Genomic DNA, 21,751 nt, shown 5'->3' with positions numbered 1-21,751 from the left:
CTACTCCGCCGCCTCGACGACCGGCAGGATTCGACGGCTGCTGCGGGCGCGGTCCTCGTAGCTCTCCTGCCAGGCCGTCGGGCCGTTGGAGGCGGAAACCTGCACCGCCGTCACCTTGTATTCCGGGCAATTGGTGGCCCAGTCGGAGAAATCCGTCGTGACGACGTTCGCCTGCGTGCCCGGATGATGGAACGTCGTGTAGACGACTCCGGGCGCAACACGCTCGGTGATCAGCGCGCGCAGGCTCGTCTCGCCGGAGCGGCTGGCGAGCTTCACCCACTGGCCGTCCTGCACGCCGCGCTGCTCGGCATCGTGCGGGTGCATCTCCAGCCGGTCCTCTTCGTGCCAGACGACGTTCTCCGTGCGCCGCGTCTGCGCGCCGACATTGTACTGCGACAGGATGCGGCCGGTGGTGAGCAGCAGCGGGAAGCGTGGGCCGGTGCGCTCGTCGGTCGCGACATATTCGGTGACCATGAAGCGCCCCTTGCCGCGCACGAATCCGTCGATATGCATGACGGGCGTGCCGAGCGGCGCCTTCTCGTTGCAGGGCCACTGCACCGAGCCCTCGGCTTCCAGCTTGGCATAGGAAACGCCGGCGAAGCTCGGCGTCAGCCGCGCGATCTCGTCCATGATCTCGGACGGATGAGCGTAATTCATGTTGAAGCCCATGGCGTGGGCGAGCGCAAGCGTGATCTCCCAGTCCGCCTTGCCGGATTTCGACGGCATCACCTTGCGGACGCGCTGGATGCGGCGCTCCGCATTGGTGAAGGTGCCGTCCTTTTCCAGGAAGGTCGAGCCCGGCAGGAAGACATGGGCGTAGTTGGCCGTCTCGTTCAGGAACAGGTCCTGCACGACGACGCACTCCATGGCGGCGAGACCGGCCGCGACATGGCGGGTGTCGGGGTCGGACTGCAGGATGTCCTCACCCTGGACATAGAGGCCCTTGAAGACGCCATCGACAGCGGCGTCGAGCATGTTGGGGATGCGCAGGCCCGGCTCGCTGTCGAGCGGCACGCCCCAGAGCGATTCGAACAATTGCCGCGTCTCGTCGCCCGAGACATGGCGATAGCCGGAGAACTCGTGCGGGAACGAGCCCATGTCGCAGGCGCCCTGGACGTTGTTCTGGCCGCGCAGCGGGTTCACGCCGACGCCGGGCCGGCCGATATTGCCGGTCGCCATGGCGAGATTGGCGATCGCCATCACCGTGGTCGAGCCCTGGCTGTGCTCGGTGACGCCGAGGCCGTAATAGATCGCGCCATTGCCGCCGGTGGCATAGAGCCGGGCGGCGGCGCGGAGATCCGCCGCCGGAACGCCGGAAACCGCCTCGATCGCCTCCGGGCTGTGGCGCGGGTCGGCGACGAAGGAGGCCCAGTCCTGGAACTCGTCCCAGTCGCAGCGCTCGCGCACGAAGGCCTCGTCGGCCAGCCCCTCGGTGACGATGACATGCGCCATGGCGGTGAGCACCGCGACATTGGTGCCGGGCTTCAGCGGCAGGTGATGGGCTGCCTCGACATGCGGAGTACGCACGAGATCGATGCGGCGCGGATCGACGACGATCAGCTTGGCGCCCTCGCGCAGCCGCTTCTTCATGCGCGAGCCGAACACCGGATGCGCGTCGGTGGGATTGGCGCCGATGAGCAGGATAACATCGGCCTGCTCGACGGAGTCGAAATCCTGTGTGCCGGCCGAGGTGCCATAGGTCTGGCTGAGGCCATAGCCGGTCGGCGAATGGCAGACGCGGGCGCAGGTGTCGACATTGTTGTTGCCGAAGCCGCCGCGGATCAGCTTCTGGACCAGGAAGGTCTCTTCATTGGTGCAGCGCGACGAGGTGATGCCGCCGATCGAGAGGCGACCATACCTGGCTTGGATGCGCTTGAACTCCGACGCCGTATAGGCGATCGCCTCTTCCCACGACACTTCGCGCCACGGGTCGGTGATGCTTGCGCGGATCATCGGGTTGAGGATGCGCTCCTTGTGGCTGGCATAGCCCCAGGCGAAGCGTCCCTTGACGCAGGAATGGCCGCGATTGGCCTTGCCGTCCTTCCACGGCACCATGCGGACGACCTCGTTGCCGCGCATCTCGGCCTTGAAGGTGCAGCCGACGCCGCAATAGGCGCAGGTGGTGATGACCGAATGCTCGGGCTGGCCGATCTCGATCACCGATTTCTCGGTCAGGGTCGCCGTCGGGCAGGCCTGCACGCAGGCGCCGCAGGAGACGCATTCCGAACCAAGGAAGCTCTCTTCCATGCCGGGCGAGACGACGCTGTCGAAGCCGCGACCGGCGATCGTCAGCGCGAAGGTGCCCTGCACTTCCTCGCAGGCGCGCACGCAGCGCGAACAGACGATGCATTTCGACGGGTCGTAGGTAAAATAGGGGTTCGACTCGTCCTTGCCGGGGTTCGGATGGTTGTGCCCCTCATGACCATAGCGGACGTCGCGCAGGCCGACCGCGCCGGCCATGTCCTGCAGCTCGCAATCGCCGTTCGCCGCGCAGGTCAGGCAATCGAGCGGGTGGTCGGAGATGTAGAGCTCCATGACGCCCTTGCGCAGGCGCTTCAGCCGCTCCGTCTGGGTCTTCACCACCATGCCCGGCATCACCGGCGTGGTGCAGGAAGCGGGAGTCCCCGCCCTGCCCTCGATCTCGACGAGGCAAAGGCGGCAGGAGCCATAGGCGTCCAGCATGTCGGTAGCGCAAAGCTTCGGAATCGCCGTGCCCATCTCGCCGGCGGCGCGCATGATGGATGTGCCCTCGGGCACCGTCAGGGTCTCGCCGTCGATGGTGAGCGTCACCATCGTCTCCGACGTCGAGCGCGGCGTGCCGTAGTCGATCTCGTGGATCAGCGACATGGCGACCTCCTATCGGGCTTCTTCGAGGCTCGGCGCCGGCGCGTCGAAATCCTCTGGGAAATGGTGAAGCGCACTCAACACAGGATAGGGCGTAAAGCCGCCGAGTGCACAGAGCGAACCGAATTTCATCGTGTGGCAGAGATCTTCGAGCAGGACGCGGTTCTTGTCGCGCTCCTCGCCGCGCAGGATCTTGTCCATCGTCTCCACGCCACGCGTCGAGCCGATGCGGCAGGGCGTGCACTTGCCGCAGGATTCGAGCGCGCAGAACTCCATCGCGAAGCGCGCCTGCTTCGCCATGTCGACCGTGTCGTCGAAGACGACGATGCCGCCATGGCCGATCAACCCGTCCTTGCCGGCAAAGGCCTCATAGTCGAACGGCGTGTCGAACAGCGCACGCGGGAAATAGGCGCCGAGCGGGCCGCCGACCTGCACGGCGCGGACCGGGCGGCCGGACGCCGTGCCGCCGCCGATCTCGTCGACCAGTTCGCCGAGCGTGACGCCGAAGGCGACTTCGTATAGCCCGCCATGCTTCACATTGCCGGCGATCTGGATCGGCATCGTGCCGCGTGAGCGGCCCATGCCGAAATCGCGATAGGCGGCCGCGCCCTCGGCGAGGATCCATGGCACGGTGGCCAGCGAGATGGCGTTGTTGATGACGGTCGGTTGGCCGAACAGGCCCTTATGCGCCGGCAGCGGCGGCTTGGCGCGGACGACGCCGCGCCGGCCCTCCAGGCTTTCCAGCAGCGCCGTCTCCTCGCCGCAGACATAGGCGCCGGCGCCGACCCGCACCTCCATGTCGAAATCGAACGCCGAGCCCGCGATCTCCCGGCCCAGATAACCATGCCGGCGCGCCGTCTCGATCGCGGCTTTCATCGCCGCGACGGCATGGGGATACTCGGAGCGGATGTAGATGTAGCCGCGCGTCGCGCCGACAGCGATACCCGCGATGGTCATCCCCTCGATCATGACAAAGGGGTCGCCCTCGAGCAGCATGCGATCGGCGAAGGTGCCGCTGTCGCCCTCGTCGGCGTTGCAGACGATGTATTTCTGCTCGGCCCGGGTCCCGGCGACCGTGCGCCACTTCACGCCGGTCGGGAAGCCTGCGCCGCCGCGACCGCGCAGGCCTGACTGCACCACTTCCTCGATGGTCGCGTCGGGACCGATCGCGAGCGTCTGCTCCAGCCCCCTGTAGCCACCATAGGCGCGATAATCGTCCAGCGAGAGCGGGTCGACGACGCCGCAACGCGCGAAGGTCAGGCGCGTCTGCCGCTTCAGCCACGGAATTTCCTCCGTCGGCCCAACCCGCAGCGCGTGGGGCTCGCCCGCGAGCATGGCATCCACCAGAGCCGGAACGTCCTCGGCCGCCACGGGGCCATAGGCGACGCGGCCCTCCGATGTCTCGACCTCGACCATCGGCTCCAGCCAGTAGAGGCCGCGGGAACCGTTGCGGACAATATCGAGCGCCAGCCCCCGCGTCCGTGCCGCCGCTTCGAAAGCCCCCGCGACCTCGTCGGCGCCAACGGCGACAGCACCGGCGTCGCCGGGAATGAAGATCCGGGTGATCATCGTTGCGCCTCCGCAACCAACCGGTCTAGCCGCGCATCATCGAGCCGGCCGATGATGCGGCCGTCGAGCATGGCAGAGGGAGCCGTGGCACAGAGACCGAGGCAATAGATGGGCTCGAGCGTGACGCGGCCATCGGCCGTCGTCTCGCCGAAGCGGATGCCCAGCGCCTGCTCGGCGCGCGAGGCCAGCGCTTCGGCACCCATCGATTGGCAGGCCTCCGCCCGGCAGAGCTTCAGGACGTGGCGGCCTGCCGGCTTGCGGCGGAAGTCGTGATAGAAGGTGACGACGCCATGCACTTCCGCGCGCGACAGGTTGAGCGCTTCCGCGATCATCGGCTCGGCCGCCTCCGGCACGAAGCCGAACGCCGCCTGGATGGCATGGAGGATCGGCAGGGCGGGCCCCTCACAGCCGGCATGGGCAGCGATGATCTCGGCGGCGCGCTTGGCGCTCCATGGCTCGTAGGAATTCACGACGACGACCACTCACAATTTAGAATCGCCGCAAGGTGCCGGTATTCCTCGGCGCAATCAACCGACGGATTGCTACGCCGACGTCGCAGGATGTCGATCCGTCCGGGCGCGAATCAAAAACGGCGCGCCCCTGCGGGCGCGCCGTTCCTGGAATTCGCTGGATCGACGGCTCAGTTGGTCGAGCCGCGCTCCTTGTTCTGCTGCTCGATGAGCTTCTTGCGATTCTCTTCGGCGTTCTTCTGCAGCTGGTCCTGCAGGGCGTCGCGACGGGCCTTGCCGGCGGCGCGGTCGAGACCCTCGCCATCGACGACCTTGGTGAAGCCGGCGAGCGAGAACGGGAAGACCATCGGCTTGCCCTGCGGGTTCAGCGAGATCGCAACGACCTTGCTGCCCTTCTTCATCGACGAGATGAAGGCGGTGTCGATCTCTGCCTGGGCGTAGCAGACGCTCGGCTCGCAGACGACGTACTTCAGCTCGGCGGGCTTGTTCTGGTCCACCTGGACGCGCAGGCCCGGTTGGATCAGCTGGCCCGTGAGCACGACCGCGGTGAGCGCGATCTTCGGCTCGCCCTCGAGCTGGCGGATCTGCAGCGAAGCGATGAACTGGTTGGTCTCGGCGCGGAGCTCCTGCGAGGTGATGCAGAGCTTCTTCTTGGACTGCGGGTCCTGGCCGCATTCCTTGATCCACGGAGAAGCCGGCGGAGCGGCATTCGCGGCCGCGGCAGGGGCCTTGGCGGCCGGAGCGTCAGCCGGCGCGGCATCCTGGGCGAAAGCCGCCGGTGCGGACAGCGCCATGATGAGCGCGGCGGCAGCCAGATGCGGCACCCGAACCAGGCCAGAATTCCAACGATGCGACATCGAGCGTGTCCTTGCGTTTATCTCAAAACCCTGCGCTTCGGCGACCGACGGTCCGCCTGCAAACGTCACAGGCTGGCCGCGCGCCGAGGCTGGATGACCAGCAAATGAGGCGACACGGTGACGGTGAAGCTATGCCGCATCAATAGCGGGGCCGAGGCAGGATTTCTAGCGGGCACAAGATTGCCCCAGTAGCCGTGCTACGATTTTTTTCATTCGATTCGTTGCCCGAGCCTCATCTGGGGGAATTTGCCATGCCAATCGGCACCCGCTGGCCCAAGGCGGCCGTCCTCGCGCTCGCGGTTTCCGCGACACTGCCGCTCTCCCTGCCGGTCGGGGCCGAACCAAGGCATGGGCTGGCGATGCATGGCGAGCCGGCCCTGCCCGCCGATTTCGACCACCTGCCCTATGCCGACCCGAGCGCGCCAAAAGGAGGCAGAGTAACCTACGCCTTCGTCGGCAGCTATGACAGCCTCAACCCCTTCATCGTGAAGGGCGCGGAGACGACGGCGCGCGGAATCTGGGATGCGTCGCTCGGCAACAACGTGTTCGAGGCCCTGCTGGCGCGCAACCGCGACGAGGCCTTCACGCTTTATGGCCTTCTGGCCGAGAGCGTCGACGTGCCGGACGATCGCAGCTCGATCACCTTCAACCTCAATCCGAAAGCGAAATTCTCGGACGGCCAGCCGGTGACCCCGGAGGACGTGATCTTCACGCTCGAACTGCTGCGCGAGAAGGGGCGGCCGAACTACCGCTCCTGGTATTCGAAGGTGAAGAAGATCGAGAAGGTTGGTGAGCACGGCGTGCACATGACCTTCGCCGACGGCGCCGATCGCGAATTGCCGCTTCTGATCGGCCTGATGCCGATCCTGCCGAAACACGCCACCGACATCGAGAACTTCGACCGTTCGACGTTGAAGCCCCTGATCGGCAGCGGGCCCTATCTGATGGGCGAGATCAAGCCGGGTGAGCGCTTCACGCTGAAACGCGACCCGAACTACTGGGGCAAAGACCTGCCGATCAAGCGCGGCTTCGACAATTTCGACGAGATCCGCGTCGACTATTACCGCAACCGCAGCTCGATGTTCGAAGCCTTCAAGAAGGGCCTTTACGACGTCAACGCCGAGTCCGATCCCGCCACCTGGCGCAATGGCTATGATTTCCCGGCGGTGGCAGACGGGCGCGTCGTGAAGGAGAGCTTCGAGACCGGCCTGCCCAAGGGCATGCTCGGCTTCGCCATGAACACCCGCCGGCCGACCTTCGAGGACATCCGCGTCCGCAAGGCGCTCGCCGCGCTGCTCGACTTCGAATGGCTCGACAAGAACCTGTTCTTCGACGTCTACAAGAGGAACGCGAGCTACTTCGAGGGCTCCGAACTGTCGTCGATCGGCATCCCGGCTTCCGACAAGGAAAAGGCGCTGATTGCGAAGTTCCCCGATGCCGTCGAACCCGACGTGCTGGATGGAACTTACCGGCCCGCGAAAAGCGACGGCTCCGGCAGCGACCGAAACCAGCTGCGGGCGGCTCTCGAGCTCCTGAAATCGGCCGGCTATGAGCTCAAGGGCAACGCGCTCGTCAACACGGCGACCGGCCAGCCCCTGACCTTCGAGATCCTGCTCAAGGATCGCGAGCAGGAGCGCGTTGGCCTCGCCTATGCGCGGACCCTCGCCCGCGTCGGCATCAAGGCGACCGTCCGCACCGTCGATTCGGCGCAATACGAGCGCCGCGTGCAGGAATTCGATTTCGACATGATCATGACATCCTGGCCGGCGTCGCTGTCACCCGGGAACGAGCAGAACTTCCGCTGGTCGAGCAGCCAGGCGGATGTTCCCGGCTCATATAACTTCGTCGGCGCCAAGAATGCTGCCATCGATGCGCTATTGAACGACATCCTGGCGGCTAAGAAGCGCGAGGATTTCGTCGAATCGGTACGCGCCTTCGACCGCGTCCTGATCTCGCAGCATTATGTCGTGCCGCTCTATTACCTGCCCGAGCAATGGGTCGCGCGCTGGACCGGCGTCGGCCATCCGGAGAGGCAGTCGATCAGCGGCTACACCTATCCGACCTGGTACGCGACGCCGGCAAAGTAAGGGAGCGGGCGGGCGTGGTCTCCCCCGCTGCTGAGAGCCGGCGCCTGCACGTATCGAGTGGAGCGCAGGCCTCGTCCCCCTCGCCGTCATCCCGGACGCAGCGCAGCGTCGATCCGGGATCCATCCGCAGCCCGAGGCGGCTGGCATTTTGGCGCGGGGGGAGACGCGGATCCGACGCCGCGCCGTGCCGCCCCCGCGCATCCCGATGCATGGATCCCTGCTTTCGCAGGGATGACGGCAGGGCGTGAATCGCAGGCTCCATTCCATCCTTCACCTCTCCCCCACGGGCAGAGGTGAAGAAGGCCGATCACGCCGCCTTCTTGCCGCCCTCCGCCGCCATGCGGGCGAGTTGGGTCAGGACCACGGCGGTGCCCTTCAACCGCTGCTCCGGCTTCTCCCAGTCGCGGATGAGCACGATCTTCTGGTCGGGCCGGACCTTGGCGAGGCTGCCCTGCTCGGCGATGTAGCGGATCAGGCCGGCCGGGTTGGCGAAGGTCGAATTGCGGAAGGCGATGACGATGCCCTTTGGGCCGGCGTCGACCTTCTCGACATTCGCCTTTCGGCAGAGCGCCTTGATGTAGACGATCTTCAGAAGATGCTCGACTTCGTCCGGAAGCGGACCGAAGCGATCGATCAGCTCGGCGCCGAAGCCGTCGATCTGCTCGGGCTCCTCCAGGTCGCCCAGCCGGCGATAGAGAGACAGGCGCAGCTGCAGGTCGGGCACATAGGTCTCCGGCAGCATGACCGGCGTGCCGACCGTGATCTGCGGCGACCAGCGGCCATCGGCCTCAGCTTCCTCGGCGCCGCCATCGCGGAGCGCCGCCACCGCCTCTTCCAGCATCTGCTGGTAAAGCTCGTAGCCGACTTCCTTGATATGGCCCGACTGCTCCTCGCCGAGCAGGTTGCCGGCGCCGCGGATGTCGAGATCGTGGCTCGCGAGCTGGAAACCTGCGCCGAGCGTATCGAGCGACTGCAGCACCTTGAGGCGGCGATCGGCCATCGCGGTCAACCGCTTCTCGGCCGGCACTGTGAACAGCGCATAGGCGCGGGTCTTCGAACGGCCAACACGACCGCGCAGCTGGTAGAGCTGCGCCAGGCCGAACATGTCGGCGCGATGCACGATCAGCGTGTTGGCAGTCGGGATGTCGAGGCCGGATTCGACGATCGTCGTCGAAAGCAGCACGTCGTAGGCGCCCTCGTAGAACGCCGTCATGATGTCCTCGAGCTCGGTCGGCGGCATCTGGCCATGCGCGATCGCGACCTTCACCTCCGGCACGAACTTCTCCAGGAACTCCTTGCGGTCGGCGAGATCCGACAGACGCGGGCAGACATAGAAGCTCTGGCCGCCGCGATAACGCTCGCGCAGCAGCGCCTCACGCACGACAAGCGCGTCGAAGGGCGAGATAAAGGTGCGGACCGCCATGCGGTCGACCGGCGGCGTGGTGATCAGCGACAGTTCGCGAACGCCCGTCAGCGCCAATTGCAGCGTGCGCGGGATCGGGGTGGCGGACAGCGTCAGCACATGCACGTCGGCGCGGAGCTCCTTGAGTCGCTCCTTGTGCTTGACGCCGAAATGCTGCTCCTCGTCGATGATCAGCAGGCCGAGATCCTTGAATTCGATCGCCTTGCCGAGCAGGGCATGGGTGCCGACGACGATGTCGACCTGGCCTTCCTTGATGCCCTTCTTGGTCTCGGCGAGATCCTTGGCCGAAACGAGCCGCGAGGCCTGTTCGACCCGGACCGGGAAGCCGGCGAAGCGGTTCGAGAAGGTCTTGAAATGCTGGCGTGACAGCAAGGTCGTCGGCACGACGACGGCGACCTGCTTGCCGCTCATCACGGCGACGAAGGCGGCGCGCAGCGCCACTTCCGTCTTGCCGAAGCCGACGTCGCCGCAGATCAGGCGATCCATCGGCGTGCCGGCGCCGAGGTCGGAGATGACCGCCTCGATGGCCGCGAGCTGGTCTTCCGTCTCCTCATAGGGGAAGCGGGCGGCGAATTCGTCATAGAGACCATCGGCCGGAGCGAGCGGCTCGGCATGGCGCATGGCGCGGGCAGCGGCGACCTTGATCAGCTGGCCCGCCATGTCGCGGATGCGCTGCTTCAGCTTGGCCTTGCGCGCCTGCCAGGCGACACCGCCGAGCTTGTCGAGCACGGCCTCGGTATCTTCCGAGCCATAGCGCGACAGCAGTTCGATGTTCTCGACCGGCAGATAGAGCCGGTCGCCGCCGTGATAGACGATCTCCAGGCAGTCATGCGGCGCGCCGGCGGCCGTGATCGTCTTCAGGCCGGTGAAGCGGCCGATGCCGTGATCGACATGGACGACGATGTCGCCTTCCGAAAGCCCCGTGACCTCGCTCAGGAAATCAGAGGCGCGCTTCGACCGCTTGCGCGGCCGCACCAGGCGGTCGCCGAGGATGTCCTGCTCGCCGATGACAACCATGTCCGGCGTTTCGAAGCCGGCTTCGAGGCCGAGCACGCCGAGACCAACGACGCCCTTGGCGAGTCTTTCCGCCGCGGCCCAGTCCTCGATGCGCTCGACCCGCTTCAGGCCGTGATCGTCGAGCACCTGCGCCAGGCGGTCACGCGCGCCGTCGCTCCACGAGGCGATGACGACGCGCTTCTTCTCGCGCAGGCCGCCGATATGGGCGATGACCGCGTCGAAGACATTGACGTCGCCGGCGGTGCGTTCGGCCGCAAAGGTGCGGCCATGCCGGCCGCCGAGATCGGCGACCATGGTGTCGTCCGCCTCGGCGAACGGGGTCATCCGGAGCAGCGGCGCCGTCTTCTCGCGCGCCCTCCATTCGTCCGGCGTCAGATAGAGCTGATCGGGCGGCACCGGCCGGTAGGGCACGCCGCCCTGCCCCTGACCCATGCCGCTCTTGCGCGCATCATAGTGGTCCTGGATGTCGTCGAAGCGCTCGGCGATGGCCTCCTCGGCCAGATGATCGAGGACGACCGGTGCCTCGGGCACATAATCGAACAGCGTGTCGAGGCCATCGACGAAGAGCGGCAGCCAGTGCTCGACGCCGGTATAGCGGCGGCCCTCGCTGACCGACTGGTAGAGCAGGTCCTCGCGGTCGGTCGCGCCGAACAAGGCCACATAGCGCTCGCGGAAATGGGCTATCGCCTCTGGCGACAGCACCAGTTCGCTCATCGGCACCAGGTCGAGGCGCTTCTTCTGCGCCACGGTGCGCTGGCTCTCGACGTCGAAGGTGCGGATCGAATCGACGGTGTCGCCGAAGAAATCGACGCGGACCGGCTCCCCCTGGCCGGCGGCGAACAGGTCGATAATGCCGCCGCGAACGGCATATTCGCCCGCTTCGCGCACGGTCGAGGTGCGCAGGAAGCCATTATCCTCCAGCCAGGCGATGAGCCGGTCCATCGACATCTGGTTGCCACTGGCAATCGAGATGCTCTGGCGGGCGACCTGGTCGCGGCGCGGCAAGCGCTGCACGGCGGCATTGACGGTGGTGAGCACGACGAGCGCGCGGCCCTTCACCGGCTGGTAGTTGGCGAGATAGGACAGCGCCGCCATGCGCCGCGCCACGACGGCGGTGTTCGGCGACACGCGGTCATAGGGCATGCAGTCCCACGCCGGCACGGCGACGACCTCGGTGCCCGGCGAGAAGAAGCGCATCGCCTGCTCGAGATCGGCCATGCGGTTGCCGTCGCGCGCCACGACCAGCACATAGGGAAGGCTCTCGCGCGCCGCCAGCGCGGCGATGTCCGCGACGACCTTGCCGTCGAAGCCATCGGGAACGCCCGAAAGCACCGTCGACGGACGGCCGAGAATATACGGGAAAGTGACCATTACGCCTGACGGGGGCTGGCGCCGGTGAAGGCGGCGAGCTTCTGGAAGAATGCAGTGTTGACGTCGTCCGGCGTCGGGGCCTCGCCCGTCAGCCAGATCAGCAGATCGCGATCCTGCTCCTCCATCAGGGTTTCGAGGAGGTCGAGTTCGCCATCATCAAGAGTTGCGATATGGGCGTCGGCGAAGCGGCCAAGGATCAGGTCCATTTCGCGCATGCCGCGATGCCAGCAGCGAAAATGGGTGCGCCGGCGGCGAACGTCCAGCCCATCGCTCGACAAGGTGGTGCCGCTCATCTCAAACTCCGCCGCTGATATCCGATGCGGCGTGATATAGCCCTCTCGCCCGGACTTGTCAGCCTTGGAAGAGCAACGGGTCGAAGCGCTCCGCCCCGACGGGCGGATTGGAGTTGCGAACCGGGCGTCACGCGGCCAACATTCAATGCGTGACGCCCGGATCGCTGCCAGACGTCAGAGATCGACGCCGTAAACCACCTTGGCGCGCTCGGCGCTCAGATAGCCGTTCTTGATGTCCTCGAGCACGGCAGCGCGGGCGCGCTTCTTCGGATCGCCATAGCCGCCGCCATTGCCGGTGACGACACGGACGATGTCGCCCTTGTTCAGCTCGACGCCGGTGGCGAAGGCATAGCGCTTGCGGCTGCCGTCGGTCTTGATGACATCGACATGGTTGCCGGTGCCGTCATGTCCGCCTTCCATGCCCCAAGGCAGGATCTTCGAGCGGGTATAGCCACAGGTCAGGAAGTTGCCGTCGGCGCGGACGCGGTAATCCATGCGGATGCCCTTGCCGCCGCGCCACTGGCCCTCGCCGCCCTCCTCCGGGTTCAGCGCCAGCTGGTCGACGAAGAGACCGTAGCGGGCCTCGGCGATTTCGGCCGGGCAGTTGAAGGTCTCGCCGTGGAAGCCGGAGAAGATCGCGTTGTTGCCGTCGCGGCCGGGCATGGCGCCCCAGCCGCCGATTTCCGGCTCGACGATCGTGTAGTGGCGGCCGGTATCGGGATGCGGACCGCCGACGACGGTGCCGCAGATCGAGGCGAAGCTGCCGGCCGAGAGCTTGTCGGGCACATGCTGCGCCAGGCAACGCAGGATCAGGTCGAACACGCGGATCTCGACTTCGTAGTAGAAGGCGTGCGCCGCCGGCTCCTGGGCGTCGAAGATCGAGCCCGGGCGCGTCTTGACGACGAGCGGCCGGAACGAGCCGCCATTGGCGGGCGCGGTGACGTCGGTGACCGCCTTGATCGCCATCTGGCAGGCGACGATGACGCCGTCGCGGCTGGCATTGTTGGGCGTCGGCGTCTGGTCGGGATTGTCGGTGAGATCGACGATGAACTGATCGTCGGTGATTTCGACCGTCACCTTGTAGATCTGGCCGCTGTCCTGCTCCTCGGCGAAGGAATACTTGCCGTTCGGCAGATCCTTGAGCGCCTTCAGCGTCACCTGCTCGCCATAGTCCATGAAGTGGTTCATGGCGGCAATGAAGGTGTCCTTGCCGTACTTGTTGACGAGGTCGAGGATACGCTTGTCGCCGATACGGACGGCCGCGATCGCCGCCCACATATCGCCCTTCAGGAAGGCCGGCAGGCGGGAATTGACCATCAGGAGGTCCATCACCGACTGGTTGGCGACACCCTTCTCGATGATCTTGATCGCCGGGACGCGCAGCCCCTCCTGGTAGATCTCGACCGCGTCGGTCGACATCGAGCCGGGCACCATGCCGCCGACATCGTTCCAGTGGGCGATGTTCGCCGTCCAGGCGACGATCTCGCCCTCGGCGAAGACCGGCATCACCAGCACCATGTCGTTCAGGTGGGTCACGCCACCATAGAACGGATCGTTGGTGGCGAAGACGTCGCCCGGATGGATCGCGGCGACGGGATGCTTGCGCAGCACCGCCTTCACCGCCTTGTCGAGCACGCCGATGAAGGCCGGAATGCCGGCGCCGGACGAGGCGATCTCGCCGTCGGCGGCGCAGATGCCGGTGCCCATGTCGAGCACTTCGTAGATGATGGCGCTCATCGCCGTCTTGCGCATCGCCGCGAACATCTCGTCCGAAATCGCCTGCAGCGAGTTCTGGATGATGTCGAAGGTGACGGGATCGTGGGTCGGAGTGCTCATCAATGGGCCCCCAGCTCGATATGGGTGTTGCCATAGGCGTCGATCGACACGCGGTTGCCGGGGTGGATCACCACGGTGGTGCCGGGATCCTCGAGGATGGCGGGACCGGCAAAGGACATGCCGGGCTCCAGCTTCTCGAGGTCGTAGATCGTCGCCGGGTGGACGCCCTCCAGCGCGTAATCGACATCGCGGCGGCCCTTGACCGCCTGCCCGACCGTGGCGCCCGTCGTCGGCAGCGCCACCATCTCGAGCTTGCCGACTTCGGCCGAGGCGACGAGATGCAGGCCGACGATCTCCACCGGCGCGTCGAGGCGATAGGTGTATTCGCGCTCATAGGCCGCGTGGAAATGCTCGATCATCGACTGGATCGCCGCGTCATCGACGAACGTAGCCGGCAGCTCGACCTCGACCGCGTGTTCCTGGTTCTGGTAGCGGCACTTGATGAACGGCACGAGCTTGACCTTGTCGGCCGCCACGCCTTCCGCCTCGAACTGACGCAGCGCCCGGTCGCGCGTCTCGCCGACGAGGGCGGCGAGCGCCGCCGTGCGGGCGTCACCGCCCTCGATCAGGCGGGTGACAAAGTAGTCGCGGCGCAGGTCGGACATCATCATGCCCCAGGCCGAGAACACCGACGCGCCACGCGGGATTACGACCTTCTTCATGCCGAGCTCGGTGGCAAGCGCCACCGCATGCATGGCGCCGCCGCCACCGAAGGCGACCAGCGTGAAGTCGCGCGGGTCGTGGCCGCGGTTGAGCGACACGAGCTTCAGCGCATTGATCATGTTGTTGTTGGCGATGCGGACGATGCCGCGCGCCGCCTCGATCGGGGCGATGCCGAGCTTTTCCGCCAGCGCGCCGAGTGCGCCGTCGACCGCCTTCATGTCGGCGGTGATGGTGCCGCCGCAGAAATAGTCCTTGTCGATGCGGCCGAGCGCGAGGTTGGCGTCGGTCGTCGTCGCCTGCGTGCCACCGCGGGCATAGGCGGCCGGACCCGGCTTGGCGCCGGCCGATTGCGGGCCGACATGCAGCTTGCCGAAATCGTCGACCCAGGCGATCGAGCCGCCGCCATTGCCGATCTCGACGAGATCGACCACCGGCACCATGATCGGATAGCCGGACGAGGTACGGTCGCGCTCGATCCAGTAGTCGGTCATGATCTTGACGTGGCCGTTCTCGATCAGCGAGCACTTCGCCGTCGTGCCGCCGATATCGAGCGCCAGTACGTTGGGCTCACCGATGATGCGGCCAAGCTCGGCCGCCCCCCAGAAACCCGAGGCCGGGCCGCTCTCGACCATGGTGATCGGGATTTCGCGCGTCGCCGACAGCGAGTCGACGCCGCAGTTCGACTGCATGACGTAAAGCTGGCCGCCGAAATCCTTCGAGGCGAGGCCGTCCTCGAGCCGGCCGAGATAGCGGCTGGCGACCGGCTGGACATAGGCGGAAAGCACGGCTGTCGAGGCGCGCTCATATTCGCGCCATTCGCGGGTGATCTGGTGCGAGGCGACGACGGAGACCTCGGGCCAGAGCCTGCGGATCTCGGCTGCCACCGCTTCCTCATGGCTGGGATCAGCGTAGGAATGCAACAGGCAGATCGCGATCGCCTCGACGCCCTCGGCGCGGAAGTCCTCGAGGATCGCCGGGAGGCCGGACAGATCGAGCGGGCTGCGCTCCTCGCCGGTATAGGCGATGCGGCCCGGCACTTCGCGGCAGAGATAGCGCGGCACGAAGGGCTGCGGCTTCACATATTGCAAGTTGAAGAAATCGGGCCGGTTGCCGCGCGCGATCTCCAGCACGTCGCGAAAGCCTTCGGTCGTGATCAGCGCCGTGCGGGCGCCCTTGCGCTCGGTCAGCGCATTGATGACGACGGTGGTGCCATGCGCGAAGAAGGCGATGTCGGCAGGATCGACATCGGCCTTGGCGAGCACGTTCAGCACGCCCTGCTCGAAGTTCGGCGGCGTCGTGTCGGACTTCGCGGTGCGGATCGTCTGCCGGCCCGTCGCATTGTCCGTCTCGAAATAGACGAGGTCGGTGAAGGTGCCGCCGACGTCGGTGGCGACACGGATGGTCTTGTCGCTCATGTCAGCCCTTCGCCTCGCGGATCTTCTCGGCCTGCTCGGTGATCGTCGCGGCCAGGATGCCGATCGCCGCGAAGGGGCGCAGAGCCATGGCGCGCTCGACCTTGTCGGGCGTATAGGCACCGGTCTTGTCGAGAATGTTGACCGTGCCGAGGACGCTGCCCTCGAACACGATCGGCACATTGATGCAAGAGCCGCAGCCGAGCGACTGGATCAGCTCATGATCGTGGAAGACGGTCGCGATCTCTTCGATCGTGTTGGCGACATAGGGCTTCTTCTCGCCGAAGACGAGATCGTTCCACTTGCCGGCGGCCGACTGCTTGTAGCCCGAAGTCGGATACTCTTCCGGATGGTTGGAATAGAGGCGGCGTGACATGCCGGTGTCGAAGTCCGCGCTCATCACCGTGAAGATGATCGCGCCCACCTCGCGCTGGTAGAGTTCCTCGACCCTAGCGAGCGTCGCGGCCGGCTGGTTGTCCTCGCCGAGCGCGGCGAGGAGCGCGTCCCATGCCTTCCGATCCGACACGGGATCGACCGACATCAGCTCTGCGGTAGTGCTCATCATGCTTCCTTCCTATTCGGCCTCGGCCGGGATTGGCGTCCCGGCTCGTATGGCGGCGCGCAGCGCGGCCTCGGCCTCCGTCACGACGGGAATGGCTCCGATCAGCTCGCGCGTATAGGCGCTCTTCGGATCGGAGAAGATGGTCTCGACCGGACCGGTATCGACGAGGCGCCCCTTCTGGAACACACTCACCCGGTCGGCGATGGCGCGCACGACGGCGAGGTCGTGCGTGATGAAGAGATAGGTCAGGCCGCGCTCCCGGCGGAGCCGCTGCAGCAGGTCGAGCACCCTCGCCTGCACCAGCACGTCGAGGGCCGAGGTCGGCTCGTCGAGCACCAGGAGCTCCGGCTCGCAGGCGAGCGCGCGGGCGATGGCGATGCGCTGGCGCTGGCCGCCGGATAGACCGCGCGGCGAACGCCTCGCGTGCTCGGCCTCGAGCCCCACCTCCCTGAGCAGCGAGGCGACGCGGTCATTGCGCTCGGAGCTCCTGCCGAGGTCATGCACGTCGAGCGGCAGGCGGATCGAGGCGCCGACGCTGCGGCGCGGATTGAGCGCCGAGAGCGGGTTCTGCTGGACCAGCTGGATCGCCCGCTTCTGCTCGCGCGTCCGGCTGCGGCCGAGCGCCGTGCCGTTGAAGCGGATAGAGCCCGAAGTCGCGCCGATCAGGCCGAGAACCAGATTGGCGAGCGTGGTCTTGCCCGAGCCGCTCTCGCCGACGATGGCGTGGCACTCGCCGCGCGCGAACGACAGCGAGACGTCGTCGAGCGCCGTGACTTTGTGACCATCGGCGGAGAAGACCTTGCCGAGGCGGTCGAGTTCGAGGACCGGGGCGTTGGCGGTGGTCATGCAAAGGCCTCCGTCGGCTCGCCGCAGCCCTCGTGCACGATGATCGGGCTCTCGAATTCGGGGCTGCGCTCCGGCAGGTCGGGCAGGCCGCCGCCCGAGATCTTCGGGATCGCGGCGAGCAGCGCCCGCGTATAGGGATGGCGCGGATCGTGGAACAGCTGCGCCGTCGTGCCGTGCTCGACGATGCGACCACGATAGATGACATAGACGCGATCGGCGAATTCGCGCACGACGCCGAGATTGTGCGAGATCAGCAAGACGGACGTGCCGGTCTTTTCTGTCAGCTGGTGCATGAGGTTCAGCGTCTGCGCCTGCACGGTGACGTCGAGGGCGGTTCCCGGCTCGTCGGCGATCAGCAGTTGCGGCCGGTTGGCGAGCGCCATCGCGATCATCACGCGCTGGTTCATGCCGCCGGAGAGCTGGAAGGCGTAGCTGTCGAGCGCGCGCTTCGGATCCGGGATCGAAACCTCGGCCAGCGCTGCCTCGGCGCGCCGGTCAGCCTCGACCTTCGAGATCGAGCGATCGCCCGAACGCAGCACGTCGCGGAACTGGCCGCGGATCTTGAATGTCGGATTGAGCGCAGAGGTCGGGTCCTGGAAGATCATGGCGACGCGGTTTCCCCGCTTCGCCGCAATCGCCGGCCCGCCCCTGGCGGCATCGATGCCGTCGAACCAGATCGAGCCGGACACATGGGCCCGCTTCGAATCCTGCAGGAGCCCCATCGCGAGGCGCGCCGTCACCGACTTGCCGGATCCGCTCTCGCCGACAAGGGCCACCTTTTCGCCCGGCTGGATATGCATCGAGATGCCGTGCAGCACATGCGTCGCGTGCCGGTGGTCGCCAAAGGCAAGGCGCAGGTCGCGGATGGTCAGGACCGGCTTCTGGATCGTGCTGTCGGCCATCTCAGCTCTCCGCCTCGAACGCTTCGCGCAGGCCGTCGCCGACGAGATTGAAGCCGAGCACGACCAGGAGGATCGCGATCGCCGGGAACACCGTCAGCCACCAGGCATCCGGCATGTACTTTGCGCCGTCGGCGACCATCGAACCGAGGTCCGGCGTCGGCGGCTGGACGCCAAGGCCGAGGAAGGACAGCGACGACGCCATCAGGATGACGAAGCCGACGTCGAGGGTCATCTTGGTCAGGATCGACGGCCAGCAGTTCGGCAGGATCTCGCGGAACAGGATATGCGCCGTCGAGGCGCCGACCGTCTCGGCGGCCAGGACATAGCCCTCCTGCGCCTCGGCACGGGTGACATTGTAGATCAGGCGCGCATACCACGGCCACCACATGGCGGTGATGGCGAGCATGCCGTTCAAAAGTGTCGGCTGCAGGAATCCCATGATAGCCATCGCCAGCACGAGCGGCGGCACGGCCAGGAAGACGTCGGTGATCCGCATCAGGATGTAGTCGGTCCAGCCGCCCCTGTAGCCGGCGACGAGGCCGACGACCACGCCGATCGGTGTGGCGATCGCCAGCACCACGACGGCCATGATCAGCGACAGCCGGTAGCCGAAGATGATGCGGGTGAAGAGGTCGCGGCCGATCATGTCGGTGCCGAACCAGTAGTCGCCGCTTGGCGCCGCGGTCATGGCGGCGAAATCACCGGTCGGGCCGACATGGTCGGGATAGGGCGTGACGAAGGGCGCGAAGATCGCCAGCAGGACAATCGCCACGACGATGAAGAGACCGATGACCGAAAGGGGATCGGCTGCATAAGCCGTCCAGGCCTTGGAACGGGTGCGCGAGGCGATGACGGGGGAATCAGGCTCCGACATGGTTCATGCCCTCCCCGATGCAAGGCGGATGCGCGGGTTGATGACGTTCACCAGGATGTCGACGATGATGTTCACGATCAGGAAGGCGGCCGCGATGATCAGCACCGTCCCGACGATCGCGTCGAGGTCCTTGCGCAGGATCACTTCGACGCCGTAGCGCGACAGACCGGGCCAGCCGAACACCTTTTCCACCAGGAAGGCGTTGCCCAGCATCGCCGCGAATTCAAGGCCGAGGATGGTCAGCGTCGGGATCAGCGCAGGCCGGAAGGCATAGCGCGTGGCGATCCGCCTGGCGGGAAATCCGTAGGCGCGCGCCATCTCGACATAGGGCCGCTCATAGACCTCGTTCATGTTGGAACGGGTGAGCCGCGCGGTCTGGCCGAGGCCGGACATCGCGAGCGCCAGCGCCGGCAGGATCAGGTGGTGCAGCGCGTCGAGAAAGCCCGCGCCGTTGCCGGCCATGGCCATGTCGATGAGATAGAAGCCCGTCGGGCCCGGCGGGATTGGCGTGCCTTCGAGAAGCCGCCCCTCGATCGGGAACCAGCCCCAGAAATAGCCGAACACCAGCTGCAGGATCACGCCCCAGACGAAGGCCGGCGTGCAGACGCCGAGCAGCGAGATCAGCCTTCCGACATGATCCGGAAAGCGGCCACGGAAATGCGCCGACAGGATGCCGATCGGCAGGCCGATCAGCACCATCAGGATTCCGGATACGAAGACCAGTTCCAGCGTCGCCGGCAGGAATTGCGCGATGTCCGTGGTGACCGGCCGGTTGGTATAGAGCGACTTGCCGAGATCGCCATGGGCGACCGACTTGACGAATTCCCAGTACTGCACCGGCAGCGAGGCATCGAGATGGCGTTCGGCCCGGAGCGCCGCGACCTGCTCGGCCGTCGCATTCGGGCCGAGCGCAATGCGCGCCGGATCGCCGGGCATGACGCGGGCGATCGCGAAGATCAGCATGGAGATGCCGATCATGACGATCAGCGCGGCACCGAGACGATGCAGAAGGGATCTGAAGATATTGGACATTTCCTACCGCTCGCCCGCGCTGTCGCGCCTTGGCCAGAAACGAGGTCGTGGGCACGAAAGCGCCCACGACCGGGGTCGGATCGAGGATGGCCTTACTCGGCCATCTCCATGTTGCGGAACGTGAATCCGAAGGCGGAAAGCGCATAGCGATCCGCATCGTTCGACAGCGCCGGCACGGTCACCGCCTTGCGGGCCGGGAAGACCGCGACCTGGTCATAGGCGTAGATCGTCGGCGCGAGATCGCGCAGGCGCTGGCTCAGATCCTCGTAGATCTTCTGGCGCTTGGCCGGATCGACCTCGGCGCGGCCGGCCGCCAGCAGCTTGTCCACCTCGGCGTCCTGCAGATACTCCGGCGACTGCCAGGTGCCCTTCGCCGACGAATGGTAGGTGTTGTAAAGCAGGGAATCCGGGTCGGGCGTCGTGGCGCTGTTGAAGATCTGCGAGATGTTCGGCGTCGTCTCCGGCTTGGTCACCATCTCGGTGAACAGCGCCCAGGGAACGCGCTTCACTTCCGGCTTGAAGCCGAGCTTGGCGAAATTGGCCTGCATCAGCAGCGCGAAGCGCTCCTCGAGCGGCACTTCGGCGATCCAGGAGATCTCGAGCGGCGTCTCTTCCGGCTTGTACTTGCACTGCGCCAGTTCGGCCTTGGCCTTGTCGAGATCCTGCGCGTAGTTCGGCACGTCGCTCGACGAGCCGAGCATGCCGTGCGGGATCGGCCCGTTGGCCGGCTTGCCGAGCGAGACCTTGTCGGTGACGGCGACCATCTTGGCGGCGGTCGCGTAGTCGAACGCGTAGGTCAGCGCCAGGCGGCAATGCACGTCGTCGAGCGGCGGCTTCGCCGTGTTCAGCTTGATGTAGAAGACGTTGGTGCCGACCTCGGTCAGAAGCTGCATCTTGTCGTCGGCGGCCAAGGACTTGGCGACCTCTGGCGGCAACCACTGCGAGCCGATGTCGTGCTCGCCCTTCGAGAGCAGCGCGCGCACCGTCGAGGCCTCGAGGCCATAGCGGAAGCGGACCTTGTCCGGGGACTTCGGCGTGGCGCCGAGGAAGTAGTCCTTGAACTTGACCAGGTCGGTCTCTTCCTGCGGGTTCTGCTTCACCACCGCATAGGCGCCCGAGCCGGCGTCGTTGGCGGAGAGCCATGCCTCGGAATAATCGCCGAACGCACCATACTTTCCATCCGCCTGATGCTGCCGGGCGAGCTTGGAATCGACGACCGGCAGGCGGACGAGCGCCGAGAGGAAGGGCGCATAGGGACCCTTCAGCGTGAACTTCACCGTCTTGCCGTCGACGGCCTCGACCTTCTCGACGCTATCGACGAAGAGGTGCGAGAAGCCCTGGCCGAGCGCGATCATGCGATCGAACGAATAGACCACGTCTTCCGCCGTCAGCGGATTGCCGGAGTGGAACTTGACGTCATCGCGCAGCGTGAAGGTGTAGGCGTTGCCGTCGACCGTCCAGCTCGACGCGAGCAGCGGCTGCGTGCCGGGCTTGCCGGCGGTAGGCGCCACCAGCGTGTCATAGACGTTGAACATCAGGATCGAGTCGGCGTAGTCGGTCGCCTTGGCCGGATCGAGCTCGCCGATCGGCGCCTCGTCGAGACGCAGCACCGTCTCCGCGTGAGCCGCCGCCGTCATGAGGGCGGGGACGGAAAGAGCCGCCAAAAGCAGCGATGCACGCAACTTCTTCATCA

The 21,751-nt window shown here is 66.2% G+C and carries 15 protein-coding genes; 1 reads left to right on the top strand and 14 read right to left on the bottom strand.

Annotation, left to right across the window (positions count from 1 at the left end):
• The 4 genes from fdhF to OSH07_RS04590 all read right to left on the bottom strand — a co-directional run bounded on the left by fdhF (position 1) and on the right by OSH07_RS04590 (position 5,740).
• Positions 1-2,847: a formate dehydrogenase subunit alpha gene (fdhF, locus tag OSH07_RS04605; protein ID WP_266337448.1), complete on the bottom strand. Its 2,847-nt coding sequence runs from the start codon at positions 2,845-2,847 to the stop codon at positions 1-3.
• Positions 2,848-2,856: 9 nt separating this feature from the next.
• On the bottom strand, positions 2,857-4,413 hold the full coding sequence (locus OSH07_RS04600; RefSeq protein WP_266337447.1) for a formate dehydrogenase beta subunit: 1,557 nt from the start codon (positions 4,411-4,413) through the stop codon (positions 2,857-2,859).
• Positions 4,410-4,895: a formate dehydrogenase subunit gamma gene (locus OSH07_RS04595; protein ID WP_266337446.1), complete on the bottom strand. Its 486-nt coding sequence runs from the start codon at positions 4,893-4,895 to the stop codon at positions 4,410-4,412. Before OSH07_RS04595 ends, OSH07_RS04600 begins: the two co-directional genes overlap by 4 nt.
• 158 nt (positions 4,896-5,053) lie before the next feature.
• Positions 5,054-5,740 carry an invasion associated locus B family protein gene (locus OSH07_RS04590; protein ID WP_266337445.1) on the bottom strand — a complete coding sequence of 229 codons (687 nt, stop codon included), beginning with the start codon at positions 5,738-5,740 and terminating at the stop codon, positions 5,054-5,056.
• Positions 5,741-5,991: 251 nt separating this feature from the next.
• Here OSH07_RS04590 and OSH07_RS04585 point away from each other — a divergent pair, with 251 nt between their 5' ends.
• A complete protein-coding gene (locus OSH07_RS04585; protein ID WP_420909597.1) occupies positions 5,992-7,827 on the top strand; it encodes an extracellular solute-binding protein in 1,836 nt (611 codons plus the stop codon).
• Between the two features lie 307 nt (positions 7,828-8,134).
• On the opposite strand, the gene mfd is transcribed toward OSH07_RS04585, so the two are convergent.
• The 10 genes from mfd to OSH07_RS04535 form a co-directional block, all read right to left on the bottom strand.
• A complete protein-coding gene (mfd, locus tag OSH07_RS04580) occupies positions 8,135-11,638 on the bottom strand; it encodes a transcription-repair coupling factor (protein WP_266337444.1) in 3,504 nt (1,167 codons plus the stop codon).
• Positions 11,638-11,931 (bottom strand): FAD assembly factor SdhE, encoded by a 294-nt coding sequence (locus OSH07_RS04575; protein ID WP_266337443.1) that lies wholly within the window; start codon positions 11,929-11,931, stop codon positions 11,638-11,640. The genes mfd and OSH07_RS04575 overlap by 1 nt, the downstream gene beginning before the upstream one ends.
• Positions 11,932-12,105: 174 nt before the next feature.
• Positions 12,106-13,767, bottom strand: a complete 1,662-nt coding sequence (locus OSH07_RS04570; RefSeq protein ID WP_266337442.1) for a hydantoinase B/oxoprolinase family protein — start codon at positions 13,765-13,767, stop codon at positions 12,106-12,108.
• Positions 13,767-15,845 (bottom strand): hydantoinase/oxoprolinase family protein, encoded by a 2,079-nt coding sequence (locus tag OSH07_RS04565; protein WP_266337441.1) that lies wholly within the window; start codon positions 15,843-15,845, stop codon positions 13,767-13,769. Before OSH07_RS04565 ends, OSH07_RS04570 begins: the two co-directional genes overlap by 1 nt.
• A 1-nt stretch (position 15,846) precedes the next feature.
• Positions 15,847-16,407 carry a GAF domain-containing protein gene (locus OSH07_RS04560; protein ID WP_266337440.1) on the bottom strand — a complete coding sequence of 187 codons (561 nt, stop codon included), beginning with the start codon at positions 16,405-16,407 and terminating at the stop codon, positions 15,847-15,849.
• A 9-nt stretch (positions 16,408-16,416) separates the two neighbouring features.
• Entirely contained in the window at positions 16,417-17,250 is an 834-nt protein-coding gene (locus tag OSH07_RS04555) for an ABC transporter ATP-binding protein (RefSeq protein WP_266337439.1), read from the bottom strand.
• Positions 17,247-18,152 (bottom strand): ABC transporter ATP-binding protein, encoded by a 906-nt coding sequence (locus tag OSH07_RS04550; RefSeq protein WP_266337438.1) that lies wholly within the window; start codon positions 18,150-18,152, stop codon positions 17,247-17,249. Before OSH07_RS04550 ends, OSH07_RS04555 begins: the two co-directional genes overlap by 4 nt.
• 1 nt (position 18,153) lies before the next feature.
• Positions 18,154-19,026 (bottom strand): ABC transporter permease, encoded by an 873-nt coding sequence (locus OSH07_RS04545; RefSeq protein ID WP_266337437.1) that lies wholly within the window; start codon positions 19,024-19,026, stop codon positions 18,154-18,156.
• 3 nt (positions 19,027-19,029) lie between these two features.
• Entirely contained in the window at positions 19,030-20,058 is a 1,029-nt protein-coding gene (locus OSH07_RS04540) for an ABC transporter permease (protein WP_266337436.1), read from the bottom strand.
• A 92-nt stretch (positions 20,059-20,150) separates the two neighbouring features.
• Positions 20,151-21,749, bottom strand: coding sequence for an ABC transporter substrate-binding protein (locus tag OSH07_RS04535; RefSeq protein WP_266337435.1), 1,599 nt, complete (start codon positions 21,747-21,749; stop codon positions 20,151-20,153).
• Positions 21,750-21,751: the final 2 nt, after the last annotated feature.

The sequence above is a fragment of the Kaistia nematophila genome (assembly GCF_026343855.1).
Classification (GTDB): Bacteria; Pseudomonadota; Alphaproteobacteria; order Rhizobiales; family Kaistiaceae; genus Kaistia; species Kaistia nematophila.
The sequence above is the reverse complement of the archived record's forward strand: the minus strand, read 5'-3'. Positions and strand labels throughout refer to the sequence as shown.

Coding starts and splice junctions, on each gene's coding strand:
- fdhF (WP_266337448.1), bottom strand. CDS start 2,847: ATGTCGCTGATCCACGAGATCGACTACGGCACGCCGCGCTCGACGTCG.
- OSH07_RS04600 (WP_266337447.1), bottom strand. CDS start 4,413: ATGATCACCCGGATCTTCATTCCCGGCGACGCCGGTGCTGTCGCCGTT.
- OSH07_RS04590 (WP_266337445.1), bottom strand. CDS start 5,740: ATGTCGCATCGTTGGAATTCTGGCCTGGTTCGGGTGCCGCATCTGGCT.
- OSH07_RS04585 (WP_420909597.1), top strand. CDS start 5,992: ATGCCAATCGGCACCCGCTGGCCCAAGGCGGCCGTCCTCGCGCTCGCG.
- mfd (WP_266337444.1), bottom strand. CDS start 11,638: ATGGTCACTTTCCCGTATATTCTCGGCCGTCCGTCGACGGTGCTTTCG.
- OSH07_RS04575 (WP_266337443.1), bottom strand. CDS start 11,931: ATGAGCGGCACCACCTTGTCGAGCGATGGGCTGGACGTTCGCCGCCGG.
- OSH07_RS04570 (WP_266337442.1), bottom strand. CDS start 13,767: ATGAGCACTCCGACCCACGATCCCGTCACCTTCGACATCATCCAGAAC.
- OSH07_RS04565 (WP_266337441.1), bottom strand. CDS start 15,845: ATGAGCGACAAGACCATCCGTGTCGCCACCGACGTCGGCGGCACCTTC.
- OSH07_RS04560 (WP_266337440.1), bottom strand. CDS start 16,407: ATGATGAGCACTACCGCAGAGCTGATGTCGGTCGATCCCGTGTCGGAT.
- OSH07_RS04555 (WP_266337439.1), bottom strand. CDS start 17,250: ATGACCACCGCCAACGCCCCGGTCCTCGAACTCGACCGCCTCGGCAAG.
- OSH07_RS04550 (WP_266337438.1), bottom strand. CDS start 18,152: ATGGCCGACAGCACGATCCAGAAGCCGGTCCTGACCATCCGCGACCTG.
- OSH07_RS04545 (WP_266337437.1), bottom strand. CDS start 19,026: ATGTCGGAGCCTGATTCCCCCGTCATCGCCTCGCGCACCCGTTCCAAG.
- OSH07_RS04540 (WP_266337436.1), bottom strand. CDS start 20,058: ATGTCCAATATCTTCAGATCCCTTCTGCATCGTCTCGGTGCCGCGCTG.
- OSH07_RS04535 (WP_266337435.1), bottom strand. CDS start 21,749: ATGAAGAAGTTGCGTGCATCGCTGCTTTTGGCGGCTCTTTCCGTCCCC.